Genomic DNA, 24,441 nt, shown 5'->3' on the forward strand with positions numbered 1-24,441 from the left:
CAGCTGCCCACGGACTCGTTATCTATAAATCTACATAAAAAAACCGCCCGACGGACGGCTGGAATTCTCTTCTAAAATTGTAGAGCTAATTGGGAAAATGGCCAGTAGCGGACATCCACTTTTCCCACCACCGTTTCGATGGGTACGAAACCAAAATAGCGGCTGTCCAGACTGTCCCTGCGATTATCTCCTAAAACAAACAAGTGACCTTCAGGAACCTGCATTTGACCGGTGACACCTACTAAGGTAAAGTCGCTTGTGAAAGCCTTACCACCATGTGGTCTCAACGGTTCCAGATACGCCTCGTTTACGAGCTTTCCATTCACATAAAGCTCGTCATCCCTGACAGCTATTTCATCTCCTCCTACACCGATTACCCGCTTCACATAATCTTCCTTTTCGTTAGCATGGAAAACGATCACGTCCTGTCTTCCAATTTCCTGTAAATCATAGACGACTTTATTGACCATCAACAAGTTTCCGTCATACAAAGTAGGTTCCATGGATTCACCATCCACAATATAGCTTGCGAAAAAGAAAGAACGAAAAACGAAAGCTAGCAATAAAGCAAGCAATACAGTCCGGATGAGATTACGATATTTTTTCATAGTTTAATCCTCCAGGTCTTCTTTCTACCCCTATTTTACCCTTCCCGGATTAAACTTAATCACTTACGCGCCCCCTTCTCGCTGCTCTTCTCTGAATCCGCTTTTCTATGTATTTACCTGCCGTCCAGAATAATAGAATACAGATTCCCACAATAACCGATTTCATCGGATTTTGAGCAAACGAAGCGATACTTGAGCCCACATAAGCAATTGTAAAGATCATAACCGACTTTCCTAAAATCGCTGCCAGCATAAATTGCTGCCGGCTCACGTTCGATAGTCCTGACACGACATTAATAATGGATGAAGGTGAAAATGGAAAACACATTAAAAGAAACAACGGACCGAACCCATGCTCTTCCACCCAGGTCATGACTTTTTTCACCTTTTCATGACGGGTGATAAAACGAAGGAACCGTTTTCTCCCAAGTCTTCGAATAATAAGAAAAACGCAGAGGGCGCCCACTACGGAACCAATCCATGAATACAAAAACCCTTTAAACAAACCATACACGACCGAGTTTGCCAGCACAAAAGCCACTAAGGGCAGGATCGGCAGAAAAGCTTCCAGCAAAGGAAGCAGAATTCCCGGCAGTGGCCCGAAGCTTTCTAATTGTTCAAGCTGCTGGATCACGTAATCAAAAAGCTGATCGTTTTCAGCCATTCTTTTATAACGCTCAAGTGAGAAAGTAAATAAGTACATGAGACGGTGCTGCTCCTTATTCACACCGAGAAAACCAGTGCTTCTTTTCTCCATTTTATATGAAACCTTCTCGTATGCCTACCAGAAATCTGTTTATTTCTAGCTTCCCCATCTTATTGCCATTTATAACCTTTTCCGAAATTTACTTGCATAATATATTACTTCACGTGATATAATAAAAACAGAACAAACGTTCCCTTTTGGAGGAGAATAGTATGCGTTATTTAAAACAAAAAGAGCTGGATCTGGCTTCACGCTATTTATTTCTATCAATGGCGATTGCTGTTATCAAGCAAGATCGGAAGCACTTTGAATTAGGGAAATTTAAAATAAAAGAACCTTATTTAGAACTGTTGGGAAAGATGGAGCTCGAGGCACGCGAAGAACGGAGAAAGCTTCGCCAGAAAATGGATCACCACAAGCTGCAAGTCGTTGAAACCGGCAGAAATGATTCATTCACCTCATTTCTATTCTTGGCTCATGGCTACGAAGAGAAACGAAACTACTTTAACCCGGCCATCCGCAAGAAAGTAGAAGTAATTCTATCAGAACTTATGAAGAGGTCCCAAATCTCAAATCGTGAGAAGCATCCAGCGGGGGTTGAGAAGCGTGCAGACGATCCTCAAGAATAAATCTGAAATGAGCAGTGCGGTGAAGCTGGTTGGCAAACATCCCCACCGATACGGGAAGATTGAGGCTTGTCCCATTGGAAAATTGTATCGTGGTCGTATGATCGCTTTCACCCTTGTGGGTATGGATGTATTTTAAAGCGATCCAGGAGCACTCTTTACGTTTAGGAGAAATAATTGGGAAGAAGTATATACCCATCGCTTCAGATATCACAATAGGAGGTTTGTGGGTGTAGCTGGTCACTTGCTTTGTACCTAGAATACGGCCTTCCAGACTGCTTGCAAAATAACGGCAGGAATCATCGACCACCTGGCTTGGACATTTTAATACTTCAAAGCTTCCATGCTGCTCCACCACGTGTGTAATCACTTGCCCTTGCTGATCATACTTAGCAATCAGCGCCATCGTTTGAGGGTTCACCTCATATTCTTTTTTTTGAAGATACTCCATTCTAGTAATCATCCTTTCTATTAAGCCGGCGGTAGTTCATCCTGGACCCCGCCGCTTATCTTCTTAAATTTACCATAATACTGAGTATAAAGTCTAAACATTCTTAATAAATGTGGAATTATTCCAATTCTGATATACTACGGTTATGCCTCCTCTTTTTGCCTGGTTTGTTGTTCTCCGTCTCCTTCTTTCTCACTTTGACCGAAGTCCGGATTCAGCAATGTAAAAAAATCGAGTTCTGGCTGAAGATTTGGTTTATCTTTCAATTGACGTACCCCCATATCATTTTTCAATTATTCTAAAGGAGGAATATACGTGTGGAACCGTAAAAAAAAGCAAAAACCTAAGCAAAATGATCAACCTCTGGAAATCAGTGATCTCTCCATCGACGATATCAGAAAAGCGGTTCATGCTTTCGCTGATCACAAACCCAATGAAGTTCCTCTTAGTGTCGTGATCAACCAGGATCTAACTCTTGATTACGAACTTCTTGCTCCCTATTTACACGCTCTTCCCAGAAAAAACTTTTACATGTCACGGAAAACGTATGAGCTGTTTGAAGAGGAAGATTTGCAATTGGCTAAAGATATTGATATCGTACAGCAGGCTGTAGATGAATATATGAAACAAACTCAGGAAGTCCCCGTGATCGATAATGATCCTTATAAGAAGATAAATTATTATAAGCTTGAAAAGCTCGACCTGTTACCCGAAAGGCCAAAAAGGGACTTTTATATGACAACTGAAGAATTTATGATTACGTACAAGAAACCAAAGTAAGCGAATCTATACAGAATAGGGCAGAAATGTTTTCTTAAAAAAAGACAAAAAAAGGACCAATGCTATTGGAAGCATTGGCCAAAGAGACGACTGGTTAACTTTTGAGTGAGGGATTAAATTTGAAAAAGTTCCTGTAAAGAAACTTCTTCACAGAATACACTCATCAGTAACAAAGTTACTGACCTATTTATGATCACCACATCATAAATAGTTGAATCAATAAGCATCATCGCTTATCTATTCTTATTGTAATATACAAATAATTAAGATTCACCGAAAAGATATTGCGGAAGACCGCAACCGATTGCGTAGTTACTAGGATATGACATCTTACATCCAATACTTTACAAAACGACCACTTATATTTTGGCTATATAACTTCTTTTGCACCTTTACCATACAAATAATCTCCATTTCCTTTCCAGGACAAAAAACCTACAAACTCTAAAATCAATTGATTTTCTTTCTTTTGTTTTTGCACATGTAATAGAATCATTGCGGGGTGCCGCATCAGCTGCGTGCACTCTTCCGAAACATATATTCAATAATATTGTAAGATAAGATCCATTTTGCACAAGAAAGGAACTGACCATGAGAACTCATTTCGTAGAATTAAAAGAACCTGCCTGCCATCTGGTTGATGCATTTAACCGATGGGAAAACGACCCTGAACTGATTCCACTCACACGCCCTAATCAAAATCAATTTGAGGTGGAACGACGGTCGTTGATGACCCTGGAAGGTTTACAGGAAAGCCTCGCTCATCACAAGATTTACCTTATCTACCTGGATGAACAACTGGTCGGCTCAATGAATTACATGATTGATCCAGAACACCTTTTTAAAAAAGAACCTGGAACAGCATGGATTGGAATTACCATAGGGGAACCAGAAGCCAGAGGCAAAGGAGCAGGGTATGAAGCGATCCGTTTTTTGGAAAAGCAAATCAAGAAGCAAGGACTCGTCCGTATCGAACTGGGGGTATTTGAATTTAACCTTCCCGCTCAGAAACTTTATCAGAACCTAGGATATAAAGAGATTGGCCGTATTCCTAATTTTACTTATTGGCAGGGGAAAATGTGGGAGGATATCCGCATGGAAAAATATACAGACGAACTTTAACTAAAAACCTCAGGAAACCCTAACTGGCGTAATCAAAAAAGATTCCGGGGAACATGATGTTCCGGAATCTTTTTTGATGGACTGTCCCTAAAAAACAGCCTACCTATATCCACTTATATTATCTCTGTACTATCTCAGTTTTAGAGTCTAACTCATTAAGATTGAGCCAGTTTTTCGCGTAAATTCTTTCGCAGGATTTTACCGGTCGTGTTTTTAGGCAGTTCTTCCATGAACTCTATCCGGGAAGGAACTTTATACTTAGCTAAATGCTCCCGGCAGTACTCGTGCAATGCGTGTTCATTAATGGAAGGATTGCTGGATACTACAAAGCTGATGACAGTTTCGCCAAGCTCGGGGTCAGGTGCTCCGACTACAGCGACTTCCGTAATATCCGGATGATTATATAATACCTCCTCTACTTCTCTTGGATAGACATTGTAGCCGCCTACAAGAATCATATCCTTTTTACGATCCACAATATAAAAATAACCTTCTTCATCCACTCGTGCCATATCTCCTGTGTAAAGCCAGCCATCTCGAATGGTTACAGCCGTTTCCTCAGGTAACTTATAATAGCCTTTCATCACGTTCGGACCGCGGACGATCAATTCGCCTACTTCTCCGACCGGAACCTCATCTCCAAGTTCGTCCACCACTTTATTTTCTACATTACGAATGTTGGCCCCAATTGAACCTGCTTTTCGAGGGCGATCAAGAGGGTTGAAGGTCGTAACAGGAGAAGCCTCTGATAAACCATATCCCTCTGAGATCCGCACATTAAATTGTTTTTCAAACGACTCCAACAGAGCAACAGGCAGAGAAGAGCCGCCGGATATGCAGAGTCTTATATTGGAAAATGTGTGAACTTGATCCTTGCCGGTTTGCTGCAGGTAATTATACATAGTTGGTACGCCCGCAAAGACGGTAGCTTGATATTCCTCAGCTATGGTAAAGACATTCTGCGGGGAGAATTTCGGCACAATTAAGACCGTCCCTCCGTTCATAATCGGAGCATTTAAAGCGACCGTTAAGCAGAATACATGGAACATAGGTAAAGTAGCGATGACGCGATCCTCCGATGATATCTGCAAGTAATTGGCGACATCTACCGCATTGGAATACAAGTTTTTGTGCGTGAGCATTGCTCCTTTGGGTTTACCTGTTGTTCCGGAAGTGTAGAGAATAACAGCCGTATCTTCACTATCCAGACTTGGGGGGGCGTAATCCAGTTTCCCTTCTGACAATACGTTTGTAAACGATTTCATTTTTGGGGATAACGAAGAGTTGTTCAAATCAATGCCTGAACCTGTGTCTGCAGTAAAGTAGTGATACACCTCTAACTGGTCGTCCATTTTCTCAAATAGTTCAAGTAATACATCCATCGTGATGACAGCTTTCACATCCCCGTTCTTCAGGATGTAGCTCATTTCATCGGCTGTATAAGTCGGATTGATAGGAATAACCGTGATCCCTGCACGCAATGCACCGTACAAGCCGATCATAAACAGCGGACTGTTTCCACTGACAAGGGCAATGTGGTCATGCCTCCCGTAGCCTAATTCGGTCAATCTGGAAGCGAACTTCGTAACCGATGCATCGAATTCCTGATAACTCACCTTTTGTCCCTGAAATATGTAAGCATCTTTAGAAGGGTTACGCTGAGCTGTTACGGACAACTGTTCACTTAAATTCATGAATGACTCCCCTTTTTTATTCTGAATGAATAATCATTCATAATATTGTTTTAAATTTTCAATCTAATTATAAAATACTGACAATTAATTAGCAAGTTTCGTCAAAGAGTATAAAAAAGATCCCTCACCACATGAGGAATCTTTTAGCTGACTGTATGAATGATCACTTAAGGGATTTACTCTTATCTTCTTTGCAAAAAGCTTTAGTATACGATATCCAAAAATTGTTCAATATTGATTTTGCCTAAATACTGGGAAATATCAATATCCTGGAGAGCTTCTGCGATTGCCTGACGGTTGTATTGCGTGCCAATCAGTTTCTCTTCTACATCTGTGATGTCCCCTACGCCGAAAAAGTCGCCATAAATTTTAGCATTTTTAATATAGCCTTTCGCTACATCCAGACGTATATCATAGCTGCCGGCACCTTCAATGCGCTCGGTATGCTGAATATTGAATTTAGGGGATTTTCCATAATTCCAGTCCCAGTTGCGGTATCTCTCTTCTGAAAGCTTATAGATCTTCTCCCAATCTTCTTCCGTTAACTTATACTGTGGCACATCTTTTACATCTTCAACGTCGAAAATATGACGCAGTATAAGATTCTTGAATTCCTGCATGGAGATTTTTTCTTCCAGAAACTCAGAAATATTCGCTACGCGGCTGCGAATGGATTTGATGCCCTTGGATTTAATCTTTTCGGTTTTCACATTAAGAGCAGATACTACATTTTCAATTTCTGAATCCAGCATCAGCGTTCCATGACTGAACATCCGCCCTTTGGTTGAAAATTGAGCATTTCCTGAAATTTTCCGTCCATCTTCAGCAACTACATCATTTCGTCCGGATAATTCCGCGTTCACACCGATCTGCTTCAGCGCTTCTGTTACTGGTTTAGTGAATTTAGCAAAGTCGTGAAAGCTGTCCCCATCGTCCTTCGTAATAAAACTAAAGCTTAAATTACCAAGGTCGTGGTAAACCGCTCCCCCGCCAGATAACCGGCGTACGACATGAATACCGTTCTCCTCCACGTAATTGGTATTAATTTCTTCCACTGTATTCTGGTTCTTCCCAATGATAATGGAAGGCTCATTCACATAAAAAAGCAGGTACGTTTCGTTAATATCGAGGTTTTTCAACGCGTACTCCTCAATCGCAAGGTTAATCGTAGGATCATTGATTCCTTCGTGATCAATAAATAGCATCATTCTCATCCTTTCCACAAAGACTGTTCTAATTCTCTATTGTAATGGTTTCGACATGTTTAGACAATCTATTCTCCCCACGTTAAACCTTCCGAGGCTACTTGAATAGTTCCTTCAAAAACATCCTGCGCTTCCTGAAGCAGCCGTCCCTGTACACCAAAGTGAGGCAGATGGCTAAGCCATAGGGTACCGACGGAAGCCTCAGCTGCAATTGAAGCCGCTTCTGTACTCGTCATATGGCCAGGTCCTTTTCCGTCCATTCCTTTAAAGAAATTAGTATCCGTAATTAGAAGATCAGCATTCTTAGCAAATTCACCCCACTCAGAGAAGTAACTAGTATCTGCTGTGTAAACAACTGTTTCATTTCCATCCGTAATGCTCATCCCATAACAAGGAACCGGATGCTCTGTTTTCTGAAAATCAATCGTAAACGGTCCTACCTGCAGGCTCTTGCCCGGATCATACTCCACCCCTTTGGTGTATTGATGAGTCAAGGCTTTAAATGCTTCTTTATCTTCCTTGTGACCGTAAATTGGAAGAACTTCATTGGTGTCGTTCAGGGAGTTCTGTACAAGATAAGCGTACTGTAAAGGGCCAATATCAGCGATATGATCGTGGTGGTAATGTGACAGCACCACCGCATCCAAATCCATAAGATTGGTGAACTGCTGCAGCCTGGATAGCACACCACTTCCGCAATCAACGAGCATTTTGAACCCGTCCTCTTCATATAAATATCCTGAAGTAGCGCTTCCTGCCTCAGGGTAGGCTCCCCAATAACCGATTACTGTAACTTTCATCTTTACCACTCCTTATATCTTTATACCTATTTTTTAATTGTTTTATAACAGACTGTTGATTTCTGCATATTGTTATAATACAATGACTTTACACTAAATTAATTGGAGGCGATGTAACATGATGAGCGTAATTGAATTCTTCCGTAATTTGCCCGAGAAACAATGCTCCAAGTGCGGTGATGTTATCCAGGAAAAAGCTGATTGCTACGGTAACGTTTGCGACGAATGCGACCACCCGGCTCACTAATTCTAGTATTCCACAAAAAAATGAATCTGGAACATGTAATTTGGAGCAGCTGAATAAAAGCTGCTTTTTTTTGTAATTTTTTAACGTACAAAGATGTCTGATGTCAGTAGTTTTCTTTTAAAAGAAACTTTTTTTGGAAGCCGTACGCCGGTGCCGGACACTGGGATTATATAAAGAGGTGATCTCTGTACTGCAACAGCTTAAAAAACAACAAGCACCCTTACATAAATTAACATTTATAACAAATAAGTACCGTCCCATAATAATAATGACGTCTATGTCGTCTCAGCCTTTCTATTTCTAGGGGGATTCAACTTTGCTGATTAATATTATATTAGGATTTATTCTTCCCTGGATCAGCGGAGTTTACCTTTACAAACGCGCCCGGGTGTTATTTTATACCGTTGTTCCAATTACTGCTTTGTTTTCGGTGACAGGTAATCAGTTAGGCGTGCAATTGGGCTTCTGGCTCCTAATTCCTGAAGAAAAAATCACGTTAATCAATACCATATTTATCGACTTTGGGTATAATCCCATCATTGCTGCGTGGTTTATTTATTTTCTTTACATGAGGCAAATCAGTCGCTGGATCATGTATTCCTTGTTTATGGTGATCTTAAATGGTCTTGAAATTTACGCCTTATCAATCGATAAAATCATCTACGATCATGGGTGGAACATTCTATATTCCGCAATTACTTATGGCATGGGTCTAATCCTTATCGATTGGTATTTCTTCCATTTTAAAAAAGCCATGAAATCCTTCTCAAAGCTTTCCTGAATCATCCATCATTCAATTTTTTTCACAGTATAGATATCCATCTTCTACTTTATTATCATAGTTTGCACCCCTTCGCAGTAAAACGAAAAGGAAGGATGACTAAGAAGAGCATGTCCCTTTCTAAAAGAAAAAACCCACGAGTAATGGGTTTTAGTGTAGGATTAATTTTTCTTTCCTTGTCGATCCTCTGACTACAAGTTTATGATCAAATACATGGCTCTTTCCACGCACAGGATCGGGATGAAGCAACTGTTTCAGTAAGACTTCCACAGTTTTATCAGCTAACTTCTTTACAGGCTGCTCAATCGTTGTGATGGAAGGCACCATAAGAAGGGAGAGCATCTGATTGTCAAAGCCGACCACCGAGAGGTCTTCAGGAATCTTCCAATCAGAATGGGCAGCTTCATAGATCATCCCGGCCGCCACTTCATCGGAACCGGTAAATACTCCGTCAATATGAGGCATTTCTTTTTTAATATAGCTGAACAATTGCCTCCCATCCCCTACATCCATCGGCCCCTGGATCACTTGATTCTCCGATGAAGTAAGACCATGGTCCAGCAAAGCTTGTTCAAACCCACGTTTTCGCTCTAAGGTTAAGTGACCTTCCTGCTCACCATGAACAAAGGCTAAGTGTTTACATCCCTGCTCAATTAAATGCTGCACCGCTTCATATGCCGCCTGCCTATGGTCCATATGAATCATCGGTACAGGTTTATTTTCCATATATTCATTACATAACACAATTGGGCCATTTTCCAGGTAAGGATGGATCAATTCCCAATCATTTACTAAAGAAGTCATAATAATACCATCCACTTGCTTCGTTTTTAATAACTGCAGGTAATCGAGTTCTTTCTTCTTTGAATCATGGGTTTGACATACAATCACTTGATAGCCTGCCTTGGATGCTTTCTGCTCCATCGACTCTATTAAATTTCCGAAAAAAGGATTCGTTATACGCGGCAGCAATACAGCAATGGTTTCGGTTCGCTGGCTGCGCAGGCGCCGTGCGGAAGAATTAGGAACATACCCCAATTCGTCCATCGCATGAAGGATGCGCTGTTTTTTCTCATCTGTTACATAGGGCTGGTCATTAATGACTCTGGATACCGTCGTTCTGGATAAGCCAGCCAGCTTTGCTACATCTTCTATCGTAGCCATTTGATCTCCCCCTGATGATGTTTACGATAACTTGAAAACGTTTCCAATTTAAATCATACTAATCCTACTGTCTTCTTGCAAGCCCTTTCATAATTTAATAGAAAAAACTGCCGCCCGTGGGGCAGCAGTGTTAAATATGGTTATCCTTTATAGAGCTAAGCACCTTTTCTACCGCTGCTTCCCCTTGATCTATACAATCAGGAAGACCAATTCCACGGTAGGAACCTCCTGCTAAACAAATACCAGGCAGCTGTTGTTCCATTTGTTCGGTGATCTCTCTTAAGCGATCTTTATGTCCTACCTGATATTGAGGCATAGCGTCATACCAGCGAGTCACAATAGAAAAGTCGGGTTTATCGGTAATATCCATCGTTTTGTTTAAATCGTTCAAGGCGATCTCAACTATGTCTTCATCCGGCAGGTTCACCACGTCCTGGTCATCTGGTTTTCCTACGTAGCAACGAAGCATGACTTTTCCATCCGGGGTCGAATGAGGCCATTTTTTATGCGTCCACGTGCAGGCTGTTATTCTGAAACTGCTGTTCCGTGACACCACAAAGCCTGTCCCGTCAATATCTTTTTTGATAGCTGATGCGTCAAAAGCCATCGCAACATTGGCTACAGATGTCGCATTTACTTTTTTAAAAGGATCCATAAAATCGAATTGAGAAAGCATACGCTGTGCCTGAAAGTGAGGAACAGCCAGTATGACAGCATCCGCTTCTTCTACGGTTCCATCACTTAACAGTACATGATAACCTTGAGGCTTTCTCTCGATATGATCGACTTTTGTATTCTTTCTTACAGAGCCTGGATCAAGTTTATCTTCCACAGCATCTACCAGGGATTCAAGCCCATGCTCAAGTGTTCGGAACATGCTTGGTTTCTTTTCCCCTTTTTTAGGTTTACTGATGGAACGAGTCTTGCGTAAACCTTTAATTAAACTTCCGTATTCCTGCTCTAATTGATAAAAATCAGGGAAAGTGGCTTCCAGACTCAACTTATCAATATCCCCTGCATAAATACCAGAAAGAAGGGGCTCGATTAAATTTTCTACCACTTGACTGCCAAGTCTCCTGCGGAAAAAGAGACCTAGCCCCTGATCGCCTTCCATTTGTTTCTTAGGCTTTATTAAATCTAAGGAGGCCCTTAATTTTCCCGCCGGGGTAAAAAGGCCGGAAAATAAAAAAGGCCGAATACGAGTCGGGATTCCCATAAAAGAACCACTTGGCATTTTATGAAGTTTACCATTAACCAGAATGTAAGACTGCCCCGTACCATTTGGCACAAGCTGATCGCCAAGACCGACTTCTTCAGCCAGTCTTGCGGCACTTTCTTTACGGGCAAGAAAAGAATCTGGTCCTCGTTCAATCGTAAAACCATCTCTCTTTTCTGTCTTAATTTTCCCTCCTAATTGACCACTTGCTTCGATCAATTGAACATCCAGAGGTAAGTTCTTCTGCTTTTGTTCTTTTTGCAGATAATAAGCCGCTGTTAATCCTGAAATGCCTCCGCCTACCACAAGTACTCGTTTTTGCTCTTTCATACTTATCGCTGCTCTTCTGCTTTCTCAAGTACGACACCAGCAAGAGTATGAATAAACTTATCGTTGGTGTTAGGCATTTCTGGCCGGTAATAATCGGCTCCTACTTCATCACAGACTACCTTACACTCGTAATCATTATCATAAAGAACCTCAAGGTGATCGGATACAAAGCCTACGGGAGCATAAATAAAGGATGTGTATCCTTTATCGTGATATAGATCCCTGGTCAGATCCTGCACATCCGGTCCAATCCAAGGGTCCGGTGTATTGCCTTCACTTTGCCAGCCGATTTCGTATTGAGTAATGCCGGTCGCTTCACTAATCATCTCAGCCGTTTTTTTCAGCTGATCCGGATAAGGATCGCCGCCTTCTAGGATTTTCATAGGAAGACTATGAGCCGATACGATTAAGCACGTATTTTTCTTCTCTTCCTCTGCAATTTTCGAATACTCAGCCAGTATTTTTTCTCTCCAGAAGTCGATGAACCCTGGTGCATCATACCAGCTTTCCACGGAACGGATGGTGATGCCGTGCTTTTCCGCTTCTTCCTGGGCCCGTCCATTATAAGACTTCACACTGAAGGTGGAATAATGAGGAGCAAGTACAATGGACACAGTTTCTTCAATTCCATCTTCTTTCATCTGTTGAACTGCATCTTCTACAAAAGGTTCAATGTGTTTCAGCCCGATATATAGTTGGAATTCAATTTCATCCTGATTTTCATTCAAGTCATTTTTAAGAGCTTCCGCCTGATTGTCCGTAATTCTTGCTAACGGAGAAATACCTCCAATGGCGTCATAACGGTCTCTTAGATCCTGAAGCATTTCATCCGTTGGCTTGCGTCCACGTCGGATGTGGGTGTAATAGCGCTCCAAATCTTCTTCTTTGTATGGCGTACCATAAGCCATAACTAGCAGTCCCATTTGTTTTTTAGCCATGATCGTCACCTCTTACTTAGATTTTGAATACTCATGAACCAGATTGGTCAATCGTTTCAATGTTTCCGGTTTGATATCAGGTGTGACGCCGTGTCCGAGATTAAATATGTGAGCCGGATGCATGCGCCCTTCATCTATAATACGCTTAGTACGCTCTTCAATCACGTCCCAATCGGCCAGGAGCAGAGAAGGATCCAGGTTTCCCTGTAATGGCTTCGTAATTCCATTGTTTCTTGCCTCGGTAATGGACATTCTCCAATCAAGTCCCATCACATCTACTGGAAGGTCATTCCATTCAAGAGCCAGATGGCGGGCGCCTACACCGAACAAAATAAGCGGTACACCCTCGGAACGTAATTCGCTGAAGATTCTTTCCATAACTGGTTTTATATATGTTCGATAGTCCTCTACATTCAAAGCACCGACCCATGAATCAAAGATTTGAATAGCCCTTGCGCCTGCTTTCACTTGAGCGCGGACATAAGTAATCACCATATCAGCCAATTTGTCCATTAAAGCAAACCACGTCATGGGTTCGCTGTACATTAAGGATTTGGTCTTATTATAGTTCTTGGAAGGACCGCCTTCCACCATGTAACTTGCGAGTGTAAATGGGGCTCCGCTAAAGCCGATTAAAGGAACCGTCAGCTGCTCTTGTGTGAGAAGTCTGATCGTATCCAGAACGTAAGGAACATCGGATTCAGGATCGATGGTTCCCAGGTTTTCCACATCGGCTTTGGAGCGGATTGGATTGTGAATTACCGGCCCGATGCCTTTTTTAATCTCCACGTCCACGCCCAGTGCAGGGAGGGGAGACATAATATCTTTATAAAGAATGGCGGCATCGACTCCGTACTGCTCGACGGGAAGACGGGTCACATAAGCGCAAAGTTCCGGCTCGTGTGTAATTTCAAATAACGAATATTTCTCTTTTAATTTACGATATTCAGGCTGGGATCTTCCCGCCTGGCGCATAAACCAAACCGGTGTATGCTCCGTCTTTTCTCCCTGAAAAGCCCTTAAGATCGTATCGTTTTCTATTTTATTCATAATCACCTAGCTCCTTTATCCACGTTCATCGTTCATCCGCTTTCCACTATAACGATATATCCTTCGTCTGTATAGAATAATGAACTAATTTTCACGAGATTGTGCGTTTTTTCACAGGTCCCAATTCAAGGTCACTTTATTGGATGGTTCACCTTCTCTTCCTGTCAAAGGATCAAAAGGAACGATGTAATACGTGGTCTGATCGAATATTCCAAAGGCATTGACTTTAAACTCACCTTTTCCAGTTACTTCCCCTACTTTTACATCTTCTCCTTCTTCTTCTCTGTAAATACGGTAAACCAGTCGATCATCATCGGCAGGTGTCCAACTGATGGTTCCGCGGAATCTGGCGAGCCCTGATAAGCTTAGAGATCCTGATGCGTCCTCAATTTCAGGCATTTCAATCGGTTCCGGCAAGTCTTCTACTCCCTCAGGACGTTCAAAACTTTCTTTTAAATTCTTTTCCTCGTCGATTTGCGATAATATTTCCTTCATAAGTCTGGTAGGATAGCTGCTCCCACCCTCTAAGCGGTAATTCTCTCCGGATTGGTCATAGCCCATCCACAACGTTCCCACATACTCCGGTGTATATCCGGCAAACCAGACATCCTTGTTATCACCTGCCGGGTGCTGCTGGGTTCCTGTTTTTCCTGCCAGTGCCTTTCGATAATTACCGGCACTAGCCGTACCCTCACTGACTGCACTTTGCAGCATTTCCGTCATGTACCAGGCTGTTTGCGGACTGAACACCTCAGTTTCTTCTTCACTCTGATGCTTATGGATCACTACCTCGGATCGGTCCTTGATTTGAGTGATCGTATAGCTTTCTGTAACCTTTCCGTTTTGAGCAAAACTGCGATAAGCTTCTGCCATCTGCAGAGGAGTATATCCTTCTGAAAGTCCTCCAAGAGCAATGGACAGCCCTTTATCTTTTGTATCAAGCCCAAGCTCTTTTAAATAACCTTTTGCATACCCAATACCCATTTGATCCAGCAGCCACACAGCCGGGACGTTTTTGGACTGGCTCAATGCCTGATAAAGAGACACAGATCCGTCGTATTCACCATCATAATTTTCTGGAGTATACTCACCCGAAAACTCCTGTTTCTCATCTGGGAGAACTGTATAAGGAGTGTACTTTTCAGTCATTAGGGCTGGTCCATAAACGGCAAGAGGCTTGATAGCTGAAGCAGGCTGATGAGAGGTTAATACACGGTTAATATCACCGTGTTTAAAATCTCTGCCGCCGACTACCGCGCGTAAGGCCCCAGTTTTATGATCCATTAACGTTAAAGCCCCTTGAACCTCCCCGTTCGTACCGGGAACAAATTCGCCGTTTTTCATATTTTCAGCGGCAATCCGCTGGGCCACAGGGTCCATTTCCACAATCACGCGATAACCTCCGCGTTTTAACTCGTCCCTGGAAATATCATATTTCTCTGCTGCTTCTGCGATTACTAAATCAACGTAACTATTCGTCCACGTTTCGCTTTCAGTTTCAACTTCTTCCGCTCCAATAGTCGCACCCTGATAGCTCTTCATATCAGCAGCCGATATACTTCCCGTGTCATGCATGCGTGACAGAACAAGGTTGCGTCGTTCTTTTGCTTCTTCCGGGTTGTCAAAAGGAGAGTAGGAATTCGGAGCTTTAGGCATACCGGCAAGCAGCGCACCTTCAGCTACCGTAAGTTCTGAAGCCGAACTTTGAAAGTAATGCTCAGCAGCAGCCTCAATTCCATAAACCCCTTCTCCAAAGTAAATACGGTTGAGATAAAGTTCCAAAATTTCATCTTTTGTAAAATTCCGCTCCAGATAAATAGCGGCCATAACTTCTTTCGTCTTCCTCATCCACGTTTTATCATTAGATAAAGAAATATTTTTCGCCAGCTGCTGTGTAATGGTACTGGCTCCTTCGACCTTAGCCATAGCGATGAGGTCTTTATAGACGGCGCGAACAATCGATTTAAAATCAATTCCAGAATGTTCATAGAAGCGGCTGTCTTCAATCGCCACAAACGCTTGCTGCACGTGCTCAGGGATATCGGATATATCGATAATTTCCCTATTTTTCGTGTAAATCTCTTCAATAACCTCTCCATCTTTTGTTTCGACTAACGTTTTTTCGTCTAACACAAGATCTTCTTCACTAACGACTAAACGTCCTCCAAACAGGATGGTTATATACCCTAACACCCCGGCCATGACCAGGATAGCAAGGATTATTCCAGCCCATCGCACACGTCTTGCCGCGCGCTGGATCGGCTTAAGATAATCATATTGTTTCACTTTCTATGCACCCTTTCTTGTGCAATCTCTTTCAAACTTGCGGGTTCACCATTTCAATTGCTAAACTGAAATTAATGTTGGAAAGGAGACATCCATTATGAAAGTTTCGATGACAAATGGCACTTTGAATTACTTAGCTAAATTAGACAAACAACACCCAGATGCTCACCTCTTATTTATGCAGGACCAGGATAAAACAGTGGCTTATTACGAAGGAGAGAATCCCATTTTTGAAGAAGGACGTGAGTACGAAATTGTGGACTCCGTCGGCAGCCTTCAACCCAAGGGGTACGTCGTTATGAATAATATCCCGGTAGCCGACGAAGGACGTCCAGTATTTGAGGACCGCTTCAAAAATCGTGCAGGGAATGTTGAGAATATGGAAGGCTTTCAAGCGATCCGTATTTTGAGGCCTGTCAAAGGCAATACGTACGTGGTGCTGACTCAGTGGCGCAATGCTCAGGACTTTGAAGATTGGAAGAACTCCCAATCCTTCGAGCAAGCCCACAAAAATTCAGGACCAAAGCACGAGAAGAAACCTTCATTTATTGATGGAGATGCCTACATTACCAAGTATCAAATGCTTCAGTTAGAGGAATAAACGAAAAGTGAGCGGACAGTGCCGCTCACTTTTTTTATTCTTCTGCCTGTCCGGAGTCCTCATCTAAAACTTCTTGACGGAAAAAGTTATCAAAAGTGGTTACGGGCTGTTCGCCTGAAATCCGTGCCGCTTCTTCACCATTCTCAAAATGAACGATGGTCGGCGTTCCTTCAATGCCGTATTTTTCCCATTGATCTTCAAACTCAAGCAGATTCATTTTCTTCATATCAACGCCCAGCTCCTGAGTCATCGGCACCACGACAGGAGTCGTACGCTGACAATGAACACAAGTAGGGCTGTAAAAATAAACAGTTGTGTCTTCACCGGATTCAATTTGTTCCTCTAGTTCGTCAGGCTGGATTTGGTTTTGATAATTCTCGTTATCCAGCTGATCAATCGTTGCTTGTTTGAGGTTATCCTTACCATAAGGATTATCGGCTGTCTTCTGACTGTTCTGGTAGTTTACTACAAAGATCAATACAGCGATCAATACAGCCAAGCCTGTACCAAAAATGACCATTTTTTTCTTCATATTAAATTCCCCTTTACTTCCTTACCATTAATAGATGAGTAATGAAAATAATAATAAATGCGGTTCCTGCCAGAAATGGAATGGTAATAAACCCAAAAACATTAATGTACTGTACATTACATGGAACTAGTCCACAAGCATCCCCTGCTCCTATCGCGGGAACTTTCTGCAATAAGTAATGATACAGGGAAACAATGGCCCCAATTCCGCTGAGAATGAGCCCCGGCAGCGTCATAGCTGCATTTTTCTTAACTAGTCCGACCCCATATATAATCACAAGCGGATACATGAGGATACGCTGGTACCAGCATAACTCACAAGGTTCATAGCCCAGAACCTCGGAAAAGAATAAGCTTCCTGCTGTAGCAGTAAGCGCAACTGCCCATATGATAAACAATAAATTTTCATGTTTCGCCTTCATTCGTCATTTTCCTTTCTACCTCTCTAAAAGGATATTATACTAGGGATTGTTTCGAAAACAAAATAGTTTTGCCTCTAATCTTCACTTATCACAAAGTTGTCACAGAAACAAAAAAAAGCCTCCGGAAGTGGCTTTAGGAGTGCAGAGAAAGTTTGGACTATTGAAAACTTACTATTTCATTTTATTACTACAAGGCATCGTTAAACGCTACTGCTGATTTTTCATAAGCAGGTGATTAAACAATAGGGCCGGTTAGTTGAAGACTCAGTTTCGAGATATCTTGGGCCCGTTGCTCATATAGAGAGGGGCTGGCTACGGAAACAACTCGCTTTCCTGCGGCCCTACATGACGTAGGGTCGATCGACGTTGCCACAGGACGTGGCGATTTTAGTCGATCCTCCTTTTTACCATGAGCCTCCTCAGTCGTTAACACTCCCCGCGGGAGTCTCGTCGTTTCCATCGCAACCCCAGCCATGGGAGAATAACGGCCCTGCTAGAAGAGAGAATGCTCTCCTTCTTAACTGGTCTTAAATGCTTCTGTGACAGGCTATTTCACGTAGTTACAGCTTAAAAATAGTTTCAAATTCATATACTCTTTTTTCTCATAAAGCATATGATGCCTTAAGTGGTTTCGAGTTTCTGATTCGGCAAGGTCCGTAGGGGGACGATGAAGACTCCTGTGGGATAAACATGATCGGTGAGACCCCGCAGAGCTTTAGCTCGAGGAGGCTCAGCACATGCCCACGGAAAGCGAAATCGTCCCACGGAGGACCTTCCTTGTAAACCAACATCTCGAATTCAAGTCTTTAACAAACGGGAGCTTTTCTTGAACTAATTCCTGTGTAAAGAACTTAATCTTATGATTCTTTTTTCAACAGACCATTTCGGTGGACATAGACAGCAGCTTGAGTACGATCCTGTACTTCTAACTTGCTGAGGACATTGCTCACATGCGTTTTCACCGTTTTAATCCCGATGAAAAGATGGTCACTAATCTCCTGATTCGTCATCCCTTCTCCAATACATAATAAAACTTCCCGCTCACGATTGGTCAATTCTTCATGAGGTTTCTTATCCTGACGAAAACGAGTCATCATTTTGGTGGCCACTTTAGGCTCAATCACGTTTTCGCCACGAAATGCTTTTTTGATTGCTTCAGCTATCTCGTCAGCAGAAGCAGTTTTCAGCATATAGCTGAACGCCCCGGCTTCGAGTGCCGGAAACACTTTTTCATCATCGTAAAAGCTCGTCAGAATAATAATGCGGCAGGTCTCTGTCTCCATTATTTCTTTTGTCGCTTCAATTCCCGTTCCATTTTCCATAATTAAATCCATTAATACAACATCAGGTTTTAATTCTTTTACAAGAGCTGCCCCTGTATACCCGTCTGAGGCTTCCCCGACAATCTCGAGTTCCTCTTCCGTATTCAGATAGGCGATCACGCCTTTGCGGACCACTTCATGGTCATCAACTACTACGACACGTATCATTCTCCTCTGCCTCCTTTAAAGATAGCTGTTTAGGTACTCGAAGATCGATATGAGTCCCTTCTCCTACGCGGGAACGGATCGTGAACTCGCCGCCTACCTCTTCACAGCGTTCTCTCATCGTTTTCAACCCATAGGACGCTTTATTGCCCTGTTTGTCTTCTGCATGAAAACCCGCCCCGTCATCAGCAATATGTAAAAACACTTCTCGGCCGGAGCTCGTCATTTCCACCTTCACTTCATTAGCGTTGGCATGACGAAGAATGTTCGAAAGCGCCTCCTGGACTACCCTGAAAAGTTGCTCTTCCGTCGTTTTTGACAGTTCCGAAACTTCTTCCATTTGCACCTTGAAATCAAGAGAACATTTTTGCTTCAATTCTTCAATGAGCGAAGCAATCCCCTGTCCCAGTGGTTCACCTGATAAGTGAACAGGCCGTAAATGCAGAAGCAGCGCTCTCATTTCTGTTTGAGCCTGCAAAGCCATTTGTGTAATTTCCTTCAACTGTTTTTTGGCTTGTTCGGGTTTCTTTTCAATTACACGGTCAGCCGCCTGAGCCATCATAGTTAAAGCAAATAGCTGCTGACTGACTGCATCGTGAAGATCTCTGGCCAGACGCTGACGTTCTTCAATGGTCGCTGCTTTGTGTGCAGAACGTGCCAGTTCTCCTTTTTCATCCGCAAGTTTCAGAAGAGATTCCCGCTGCTGGTGAAGCTTCTCCCCAAGCGTGTTCAGCTCGTCAGCGATTCCTGAAATTTCGTCCTCCTCATTAAAATATAATCGCGATGACAGTTCGCCGCGGGCAAGCCTGGTAATCATCGTAGAAATATAGTCCATGCGCTGCTTCATATCCCCACTCGATTTGAACCCTGCATATACCGCCATTACAAATCCTACTAAGAGATAAGAAACGATAAAAAACAATATCGCTCCGGGGTGAAGCCAATCGGGATTAAACCACACGTGAACAGAGAGAAGAAGAGCAAGCATAATAAATATATTCAGGATAAGCCCGTACAAATGCGAACGGATATACATATACCGGATACTGTTCAACTGCTTAAACATACTGCGCCCCCCCTACACACGCTCTACCTTAATTGAGCCAACATTGAAATCAATCCATAGAGATAATTTCCTGTCAGCCGATTGGTAATCATCCGTTTCATAAACAACCTCTCTACGAAAACCATCGGCTGTCTGGCCGGCCACTTTTATGTCCCCCGTCTTAATCTTCGCTTCGACACGAAACGGAACGTTATTCGGAATTATCATTTTTACATCACCAATCCACCCTCTTACAATGATCGGAGTATCCCCATCTGGAATGAACGCTCTGGTGAAATCAAACTTGTAATCCCCTATACCATTCCATAAATCCATTGGCTCGACCTTCCAGTTCTCATCACTATAGGAATGATCTCCAATAAGCATCTTAGTTGATTTTCTCTTCTTGTCTGAAGAAGGTTCGTGGTAGGAAGCAGCTCCATTTGTAGCAAATTCAAATTTTTTCGTTTTTTGCCCTCTAAGAAAAATACTGAAACCGATATATATAAATAACAACGGCCATAAGCGCAGGACATCCGAAAATTGAAAAGAGATCACTTCAAAACGATCTAAAATCAGAAGGACTCCAAACACTGTAAGAAAGGACCCTAACGTCCAGGATCCCCCTTGTTTCAAGAGAGAATCTCCCCACAATTTCAACCCAATCCCAGCTAGCAGAACTGGATAAACCGTAGACCACGAAAACTCTATTTCCAAGGAAATAATACCGAGGTTGGCTAATAGAAGAATGGCTCCAACCACAACCAATCCTGTGGCTAATAAACTATTTGCTGCTCTTTTTTTCAATTGAATCACCCTTTTTTCATCCTGCGATGAGTTATTCTCTATTTATTCCATGAATCCCTTCTTAAATAAAAGAAAGGTTCTCCATATCCTTACTTTAGCGTTTATCCTACCACGTAGAAACAAGCCGAAGGAGGGTTTATTCTCCGTCTTAGGTAGGAGGCTTAGAAAATATAGAGATGGGGTTTAAACAGCAATTCTCAGGGAATATCTAAACTGTGCAACTTTTTTATAGAAAGGATGTTGTCATATGGATGAAAAAATGAAGGTATTAATTGAAGGACTGAATGAAGACTTGGCTAACGAATATGCCGCTTCAATTATGTACACGTATAACGCAGCGGTGGTTTCCGGTCTGTATCGTTCTGTACTGAAACCATTTTTCGAAAGCGAAGTAGCTGATGAACAAGGACATGCTCTTTACTTATCCGAGAAAATCAGCATACTTGGCGGCACGCCTACTACAACTCCAGCAGAAGTGAAACAGCATACAGAAGTGAAACCGATGCTTGAGGAAGCCAGAGAAGCTGAACGTCAAACCATCAAGCGCTATGAAGAGCGTAAAGTTCAGGCAGAAGAACTTGGCCTGACTGAACTCTCAGTTAAACTTGATGACTTGATTTCTGATGAAACAGGTCACTATGAAGAAATCGGTCGTATGCTACAGGATTCTCGATTAGCTGAATAGACGAAATTCAGAACCGCTGCTTAAGCAGCGGTTTTTTTGTACCTTATAAGTTTTGTCTACTCAAAAGAGAAATTATAGAATAGGGCCGTATTGTGTTAGGCTCAGTGTCGAGATATTGTGTGGAGAGGGGCTCCAGGTAACGGCTCGCTTTCCGCGGCCCTGCACGACCCAAGAAAGCGAGTTGTTTTCGTAGCCTCCCTCATCTATTGTTTTGCAACGGACTCCAACTATCTCGAAATTGAGTCTTAAACAGATGTGAGCTTTTCTTGAAAAACACTAGAGATTTAGCAAATACTTATTGTTAAGATTAGACCTCTTATTTTTTAGACTAATCTAATTTGTTTGAGAATTAGGGTTACTTATATTACACTTTATGCAATCTATAGAAATCCTAGGAGGAAGTTACGAATGTGGAATGACGTTTTTCAAGCAATCGATGACCAATATAACCAAATGGTTCAAACACGCAGACACCTGCACCAGCATCCTGAAGTCTCTTTCTACGAAGAAGAAACAGCCCAGTACATCGCAGATACATACGAACGTTTAGGGGTTCCTTACGAAAAAAACATCGGCGGTAATGGAGTGCTGGCTACCCTTGAAGGCGGAAAACCTGGAAAGACAGTAGCCTTAAGAGCAGATTTTGACGCTCTTCCGATTCAGGAAGAAAACGATCATCTTGAATTCAAGTCCCAAAATGATGGAGCTATGCATGCATGCGGTCACGACGGCCACACTGCTTCTCTACTAGGTCTCGCCGAAGCACTAGTCCCTTTTCAAGACGACCTTCCAGGCACAGTGATCTTTCTGCATCAGCACGCCGAAGAATATGCCCCAGGTGGAGCTAAGCCAATAGTGGACTCCGGAAAACTCGACCATATCGACGCTGTATTCGGTACTCACTTGTGGGTCAACACGCCCACTAATGTTATTGAAACAGCAAAAGGGCCCTTCATGGCAGGAGCCGATCGTTTTGAAATTGTAATCCAAGGTAAGGGCGGGCATGGAGCTCAGCCGCACCAGACGAAAGATGCGATTGTCATTGCCTCTCAGCTTGTCACTTCTTTACAGCAGGTGGTCAGCCGCAGAGTGGATCCACTTAAAACAGCTGTCTTATCTGTTGGAACATTTGAAGCAGGCCACACATTTAATATTATTGCCGATTCGGCTAAGTTAACAGGAACAGTAAGAACGTTCGATCCTGAAGTACAACAGCTGATCATTGAAGAAATGGAAAAAATTATAAAAGGTACCTGCACGGGTTATGAAGCCGACTATTCCTTTAATTATAAAAAAGGCTATCCGCCAGTAGTCAACCACGAAGCAGAGGCAGAACTTGTTCTGGAGCGTTCTCATGAAGCAGACAGCAGTCTCCGCACACAAGAGGTAGAGCCGGTGATGGCCGGTGAAGACTTTGCTTATTATCTGTTGGAAAAGCCGGGCGCTTTCTACTTTACCGGAGCTCAAATTCCCGATCATTATTATCCGCACCATCATCCGAAATTCGATTTTGATGAAAAAGCGATGAACCATGCCGCGAAAACTTTATTGCAGGCTTATCGAAGTTACCAGGAAAAGCACCAGAATTCTTAATTACTCAGCAAACGGAGGCGGCTGGCATTTTTAGTCGTCTCTCCTAAATGCTGAAGCAGCCTTCCATTTGCGATATAACCAACAACGGCTCCGATTCCCGGAAAAAGCTGCAGTAATTTAACGAAATCCAATGTATCCCGGTATTCAATCTGCAGTGTTTTCCAATCAATGTGTTTACGGCTTTGTGGAATCTCGTCCCAGTCCAATACCACACCTTTCATAGACCTCCTGGCATCATCACTGGAAAAAGCCAACATGAATACGTGCAGTAAAAATACTTTTTCTTCATATGAATCTACATTAAACCCATAAAGCTGTCCCGCATCAAACAAGAACTTCATTTTGATACTAAGGAACAAAGGAAAATCTGCCAATCCGAGCCAAAATCCGCCGAAACCCGTTCCTGCTCCCTCAAATGCTGCTGTCTGTTTATACTGCTTTAAAATTTCCTCTAACTTTTGTTCTCTTTCCTCTAACGTCCATTCAGGATTCACTTCCAATGGACGAACATACTCAGAAGTTGTAAGTGCAGTTTCAATCATCCTTCGAATACTTTCTGTCACAACGTTATGAACTTTGTCCGGGATTTTGTTATTAACAGCCGCCTGGACTCTTTTAGATTGCCTCTGCATCAAAGATGATCTTTTGTCTAAAGAACGTCTCCAGCGTAAAGCTTCCTTTAACGCTTTTTCTTCATAGTTCACAAGTAACACCCCTCTTTATTCGGATATCTTCATCATACAATTAAATCCACTAGAAAGCCCCCCAGCACAACATCCATAAATTAATGAAACAGAATCATCACTCCACTTTCTCTCAACCTTTTCACAAACGCCTTATTAAACAATAGGGCCGGTTAGTTGAAGACTCAGTTTCGAGATATTGGGTATGAGGAAGGTCCTCCGGGGGACGATTTCGCTTTCCGTGGGCATGTGGTAAGCTTCCTCAGGCTTCGCCTTCCGGGATCTTACCGATCATGTTCATCCCACAGGAGCTTCATCGTCCCCCTCCGGACCTTGCCAAATCATAAGCTCGAAACCACTTAAAACATCACCTGAGTGATGAGTAAAGAGACCATGTGTTTGTGCAGCTATTTTCAAGATGTAACTATCGCCATAGCCTGTATTAAAGCATTTAATACAGATTAAGAAGGAGAACTTTTCTCTCCTAGAAGGGTCCGTTTTTCATAATCATGTTGGGTTGGTGGGGAAATGGCGAGACTCCCATGGGAGAAGGGACTAGGTGAGATCCCGCAGAGAGTGAAAC

At 42.6% G+C, this 24,441-nt stretch carries 27 protein-coding genes; 8 read left to right on the forward strand and 19 right to left on the reverse strand.

The features are described from left to right. Nucleotides 1-71: 71 nt before the first annotated feature. Nucleotides 72-608, reverse strand: coding sequence for a signal peptidase I (gene lepB, locus BMZ06_RS11145; RefSeq protein ID WP_089752119.1), 537 nt, complete (start codon nucleotides 606-608; stop codon nucleotides 72-74). A 55-nt stretch (nucleotides 609-663) separates the two neighbouring features. Next, nucleotides 664-1,311, reverse strand: coding sequence for a TVP38/TMEM64 family protein (locus BMZ06_RS11150; protein ID WP_175477873.1), 648 nt, complete (start codon nucleotides 1,309-1,311; stop codon nucleotides 664-666). 215 nt (nucleotides 1,312-1,526) lie between these two features. Here BMZ06_RS11150 and BMZ06_RS11155 point away from each other — a divergent pair, with 215 nt between their 5' ends. After that, entirely contained in the window at nucleotides 1,527-1,943 is a 417-nt protein-coding gene (locus BMZ06_RS11155) for a YhjD family protein (RefSeq protein WP_089752120.1), read from the forward strand. Here the strand turns inward: BMZ06_RS11155 and BMZ06_RS11160 are convergent. Together BMZ06_RS11160 and BMZ06_RS21130 are read right to left on the reverse strand one after the other, a co-directional pair. Beyond that, the gene (locus BMZ06_RS11160; protein ID WP_089752121.1) at nucleotides 1,864-2,391 is read right to left on the reverse strand and encodes a competence protein ComK; all 528 of its coding nucleotides are present in this window, start codon (nucleotides 2,389-2,391) and stop codon (nucleotides 1,864-1,866) included. The two genes, BMZ06_RS11155 and BMZ06_RS11160, sit on opposite strands and share 80 nt — an antisense overlap. Nucleotides 2,392-2,534: 143 nt before the next feature. Continuing rightward, nucleotides 2,535-2,657 (reverse strand): hypothetical protein, encoded by a 123-nt coding sequence (locus BMZ06_RS21130; protein ID WP_281244462.1) that lies wholly within the window; start codon nucleotides 2,655-2,657, stop codon nucleotides 2,535-2,537. A gap of 49 nt (nucleotides 2,658-2,706) precedes the next feature. Between BMZ06_RS21130 and BMZ06_RS11165 the strand changes: the two genes are divergently transcribed. After that, a complete protein-coding gene (locus BMZ06_RS11165; RefSeq protein ID WP_089752122.1) occupies nucleotides 2,707-3,171 on the forward strand; it encodes a DUF3939 domain-containing protein in 465 nt (154 codons plus the stop codon). A gap of 370 nt (nucleotides 3,172-3,541) precedes the next feature. Here the strand turns inward: BMZ06_RS11165 and BMZ06_RS21135 are convergent, their stop codons facing one another. Beyond that, nucleotides 3,542-3,667, reverse strand: a complete 126-nt coding sequence (locus tag BMZ06_RS21135; protein ID WP_281244463.1) for a hypothetical protein — start codon at nucleotides 3,665-3,667, stop codon at nucleotides 3,542-3,544. A 95-nt stretch (nucleotides 3,668-3,762) separates the two neighbouring features. Here BMZ06_RS21135 and BMZ06_RS11170 point away from each other — a divergent pair, with 95 nt between their 5' ends. Continuing rightward, nucleotides 3,763-4,293 carry a GNAT family N-acetyltransferase gene (locus BMZ06_RS11170; RefSeq protein ID WP_089752123.1) on the forward strand — a complete coding sequence of 177 codons (531 nt, stop codon included), beginning with the start codon at nucleotides 3,763-3,765 and terminating at the stop codon, nucleotides 4,291-4,293. A 155-nt stretch (nucleotides 4,294-4,448) separates the two neighbouring features. On the opposite strand, the gene BMZ06_RS11175 is transcribed toward BMZ06_RS11170, so the two are convergent. From BMZ06_RS11175 to BMZ06_RS11185, 3 genes are all read right to left on the reverse strand, one after another. Next, a complete protein-coding gene (locus BMZ06_RS11175) occupies nucleotides 4,449-5,987 on the reverse strand; it encodes a fatty acid--CoA ligase family protein (RefSeq protein ID WP_089752124.1) in 1,539 nt (512 codons plus the stop codon). Between the two features lie 203 nt (nucleotides 5,988-6,190). Then, nucleotides 6,191-7,192, reverse strand: a complete 1,002-nt coding sequence (gene lplA, locus BMZ06_RS11180) for a lipoate--protein ligase (protein ID WP_089752125.1) — start codon at nucleotides 7,190-7,192, stop codon at nucleotides 6,191-6,193. A gap of 68 nt (nucleotides 7,193-7,260) precedes the next feature. Beyond that, entirely contained in the window at nucleotides 7,261-7,992 is a 732-nt protein-coding gene (locus tag BMZ06_RS11185; protein ID WP_089752126.1) for an MBL fold metallo-hydrolase, read from the reverse strand. A 118-nt stretch (nucleotides 7,993-8,110) separates the two neighbouring features. Here BMZ06_RS11185 and yhfH point away from each other — a divergent pair, with 118 nt between their 5' ends. Then, complete coding sequence (yhfH, locus tag BMZ06_RS11190; protein WP_087946050.1) at nucleotides 8,111-8,239, forward strand: protein YhfH; 129 nt, start codon at nucleotides 8,111-8,113, stop codon at nucleotides 8,237-8,239. Between the two features lie 316 nt (nucleotides 8,240-8,555). Continuing rightward, the gene (locus BMZ06_RS11195; protein WP_089752127.1) at nucleotides 8,556-9,020 is read left to right on the forward strand and encodes a hypothetical protein; all 465 of its coding nucleotides are present in this window, start codon (nucleotides 8,556-8,558) and stop codon (nucleotides 9,018-9,020) included. Nucleotides 9,021-9,170: 150 nt separating this feature from the next. Here the strand turns inward: BMZ06_RS11195 and BMZ06_RS11200 are convergent, their stop codons facing one another. The 5 genes from BMZ06_RS11200 to BMZ06_RS11220 form a co-directional block, all read right to left on the reverse strand. Next, entirely contained in the window at nucleotides 9,171-10,184 is a 1,014-nt protein-coding gene (locus BMZ06_RS11200) for a LacI family DNA-binding transcriptional regulator (RefSeq protein WP_089752128.1), read from the reverse strand. A gap of 130 nt (nucleotides 10,185-10,314) precedes the next feature. Beyond that, nucleotides 10,315-11,730, reverse strand: a complete 1,416-nt coding sequence (gene hemY, locus BMZ06_RS11205; protein ID WP_089752129.1) for a protoporphyrinogen oxidase — start codon at nucleotides 11,728-11,730, stop codon at nucleotides 10,315-10,317. A gap of 2 nt (nucleotides 11,731-11,732) precedes the next feature. Then, nucleotides 11,733-12,668 carry a ferrochelatase gene (gene hemH / locus BMZ06_RS11210; RefSeq protein ID WP_089752130.1) on the reverse strand — a complete coding sequence of 312 codons (936 nt, stop codon included), beginning with the start codon at nucleotides 12,666-12,668 and terminating at the stop codon, nucleotides 11,733-11,735. A 12-nt stretch (nucleotides 12,669-12,680) separates the two neighbouring features. Continuing rightward, the gene (hemE, locus tag BMZ06_RS11215; protein ID WP_089752131.1) at nucleotides 12,681-13,718 is read right to left on the reverse strand and encodes a uroporphyrinogen decarboxylase; all 1,038 of its coding nucleotides are present in this window, start codon (nucleotides 13,716-13,718) and stop codon (nucleotides 12,681-12,683) included. Between the two features lie 111 nt (nucleotides 13,719-13,829). After that, the gene (locus tag BMZ06_RS11220; RefSeq protein ID WP_089752132.1) at nucleotides 13,830-16,004 is read right to left on the reverse strand and encodes a transglycosylase domain-containing protein; all 2,175 of its coding nucleotides are present in this window, start codon (nucleotides 16,002-16,004) and stop codon (nucleotides 13,830-13,832) included. A 97-nt stretch (nucleotides 16,005-16,101) separates the two neighbouring features. On the opposite strand from BMZ06_RS11220, the gene BMZ06_RS11225 reads away from it, so the two are divergent. Beyond that, on the forward strand, nucleotides 16,102-16,605 hold the full coding sequence (locus tag BMZ06_RS11225) for an antibiotic biosynthesis monooxygenase family protein (RefSeq protein WP_089752133.1): 504 nt from the start codon (nucleotides 16,102-16,104) through the stop codon (nucleotides 16,603-16,605). Nucleotides 16,606-16,639: 34 nt separating this feature from the next. Here the strand turns inward: BMZ06_RS11225 and BMZ06_RS11230 are convergent, their stop codons facing one another. The 5 genes from BMZ06_RS11230 to liaF all read right to left on the reverse strand — a co-directional run bounded on the left by BMZ06_RS11230 (nucleotide 16,640) and on the right by liaF (nucleotide 20,906). After that, entirely contained in the window at nucleotides 16,640-17,137 is a 498-nt protein-coding gene (locus BMZ06_RS11230; RefSeq protein ID WP_089752134.1) for a thioredoxin family protein, read from the reverse strand. Between the two features lie 13 nt (nucleotides 17,138-17,150). After that, a complete protein-coding gene (locus BMZ06_RS11235) occupies nucleotides 17,151-17,558 on the reverse strand; it encodes a disulfide oxidoreductase (protein ID WP_089752135.1) in 408 nt (135 codons plus the stop codon). Between the two features lie 857 nt (nucleotides 17,559-18,415). After that, on the reverse strand, nucleotides 18,416-19,048 hold the full coding sequence (locus BMZ06_RS11245; RefSeq protein ID WP_089752137.1) for a response regulator: 633 nt from the start codon (nucleotides 19,046-19,048) through the stop codon (nucleotides 18,416-18,418). After that, a complete protein-coding gene (locus BMZ06_RS11250) occupies nucleotides 19,026-20,111 on the reverse strand; it encodes a sensor histidine kinase (RefSeq protein WP_089752138.1) in 1,086 nt (361 codons plus the stop codon). The genes BMZ06_RS11245 and BMZ06_RS11250 overlap by 23 nt, the downstream gene beginning before the upstream one ends. Before the next feature lie 12 nt (nucleotides 20,112-20,123). Continuing rightward, on the reverse strand, nucleotides 20,124-20,906 hold the full coding sequence (liaF, locus tag BMZ06_RS11255; RefSeq protein ID WP_089752139.1) for a cell wall-active antibiotics response protein LiaF: 783 nt from the start codon (nucleotides 20,904-20,906) through the stop codon (nucleotides 20,124-20,126). A 238-nt stretch (nucleotides 20,907-21,144) separates the two neighbouring features. Between liaF and BMZ06_RS11260 the strand changes: the two genes are divergently transcribed. Together BMZ06_RS11260 and BMZ06_RS11265 are read left to right on the forward strand one after the other, a co-directional pair. Next, a complete protein-coding gene (locus BMZ06_RS11260) occupies nucleotides 21,145-21,582 on the forward strand; it encodes a ferritin-like domain-containing protein (protein ID WP_089752140.1) in 438 nt (145 codons plus the stop codon). Between the two features lie 408 nt (nucleotides 21,583-21,990). Further along, nucleotides 21,991-23,175 carry a M20 metallopeptidase family protein gene (locus tag BMZ06_RS11265; RefSeq protein WP_089752141.1) on the forward strand — a complete coding sequence of 395 codons (1,185 nt, stop codon included), beginning with the start codon at nucleotides 21,991-21,993 and terminating at the stop codon, nucleotides 23,173-23,175. On the opposite strand, the gene BMZ06_RS11270 is transcribed toward BMZ06_RS11265, so the two are convergent. Then, entirely contained in the window at nucleotides 23,172-23,879 is a 708-nt protein-coding gene (locus BMZ06_RS11270; RefSeq protein WP_089752142.1) for an EcsC family protein, read from the reverse strand. The two genes, BMZ06_RS11265 and BMZ06_RS11270, sit on opposite strands and share 4 nt — an antisense overlap. Nucleotides 23,880-24,441 lie beyond the last annotated feature (562 nt).

The sequence above is a fragment of the Halobacillus alkaliphilus genome, from assembly GCF_900113125.1.
Lineage (GTDB): Bacteria > Bacillota > Bacilli > Bacillales > Halobacillaceae > Halobacillus > Halobacillus alkaliphilus.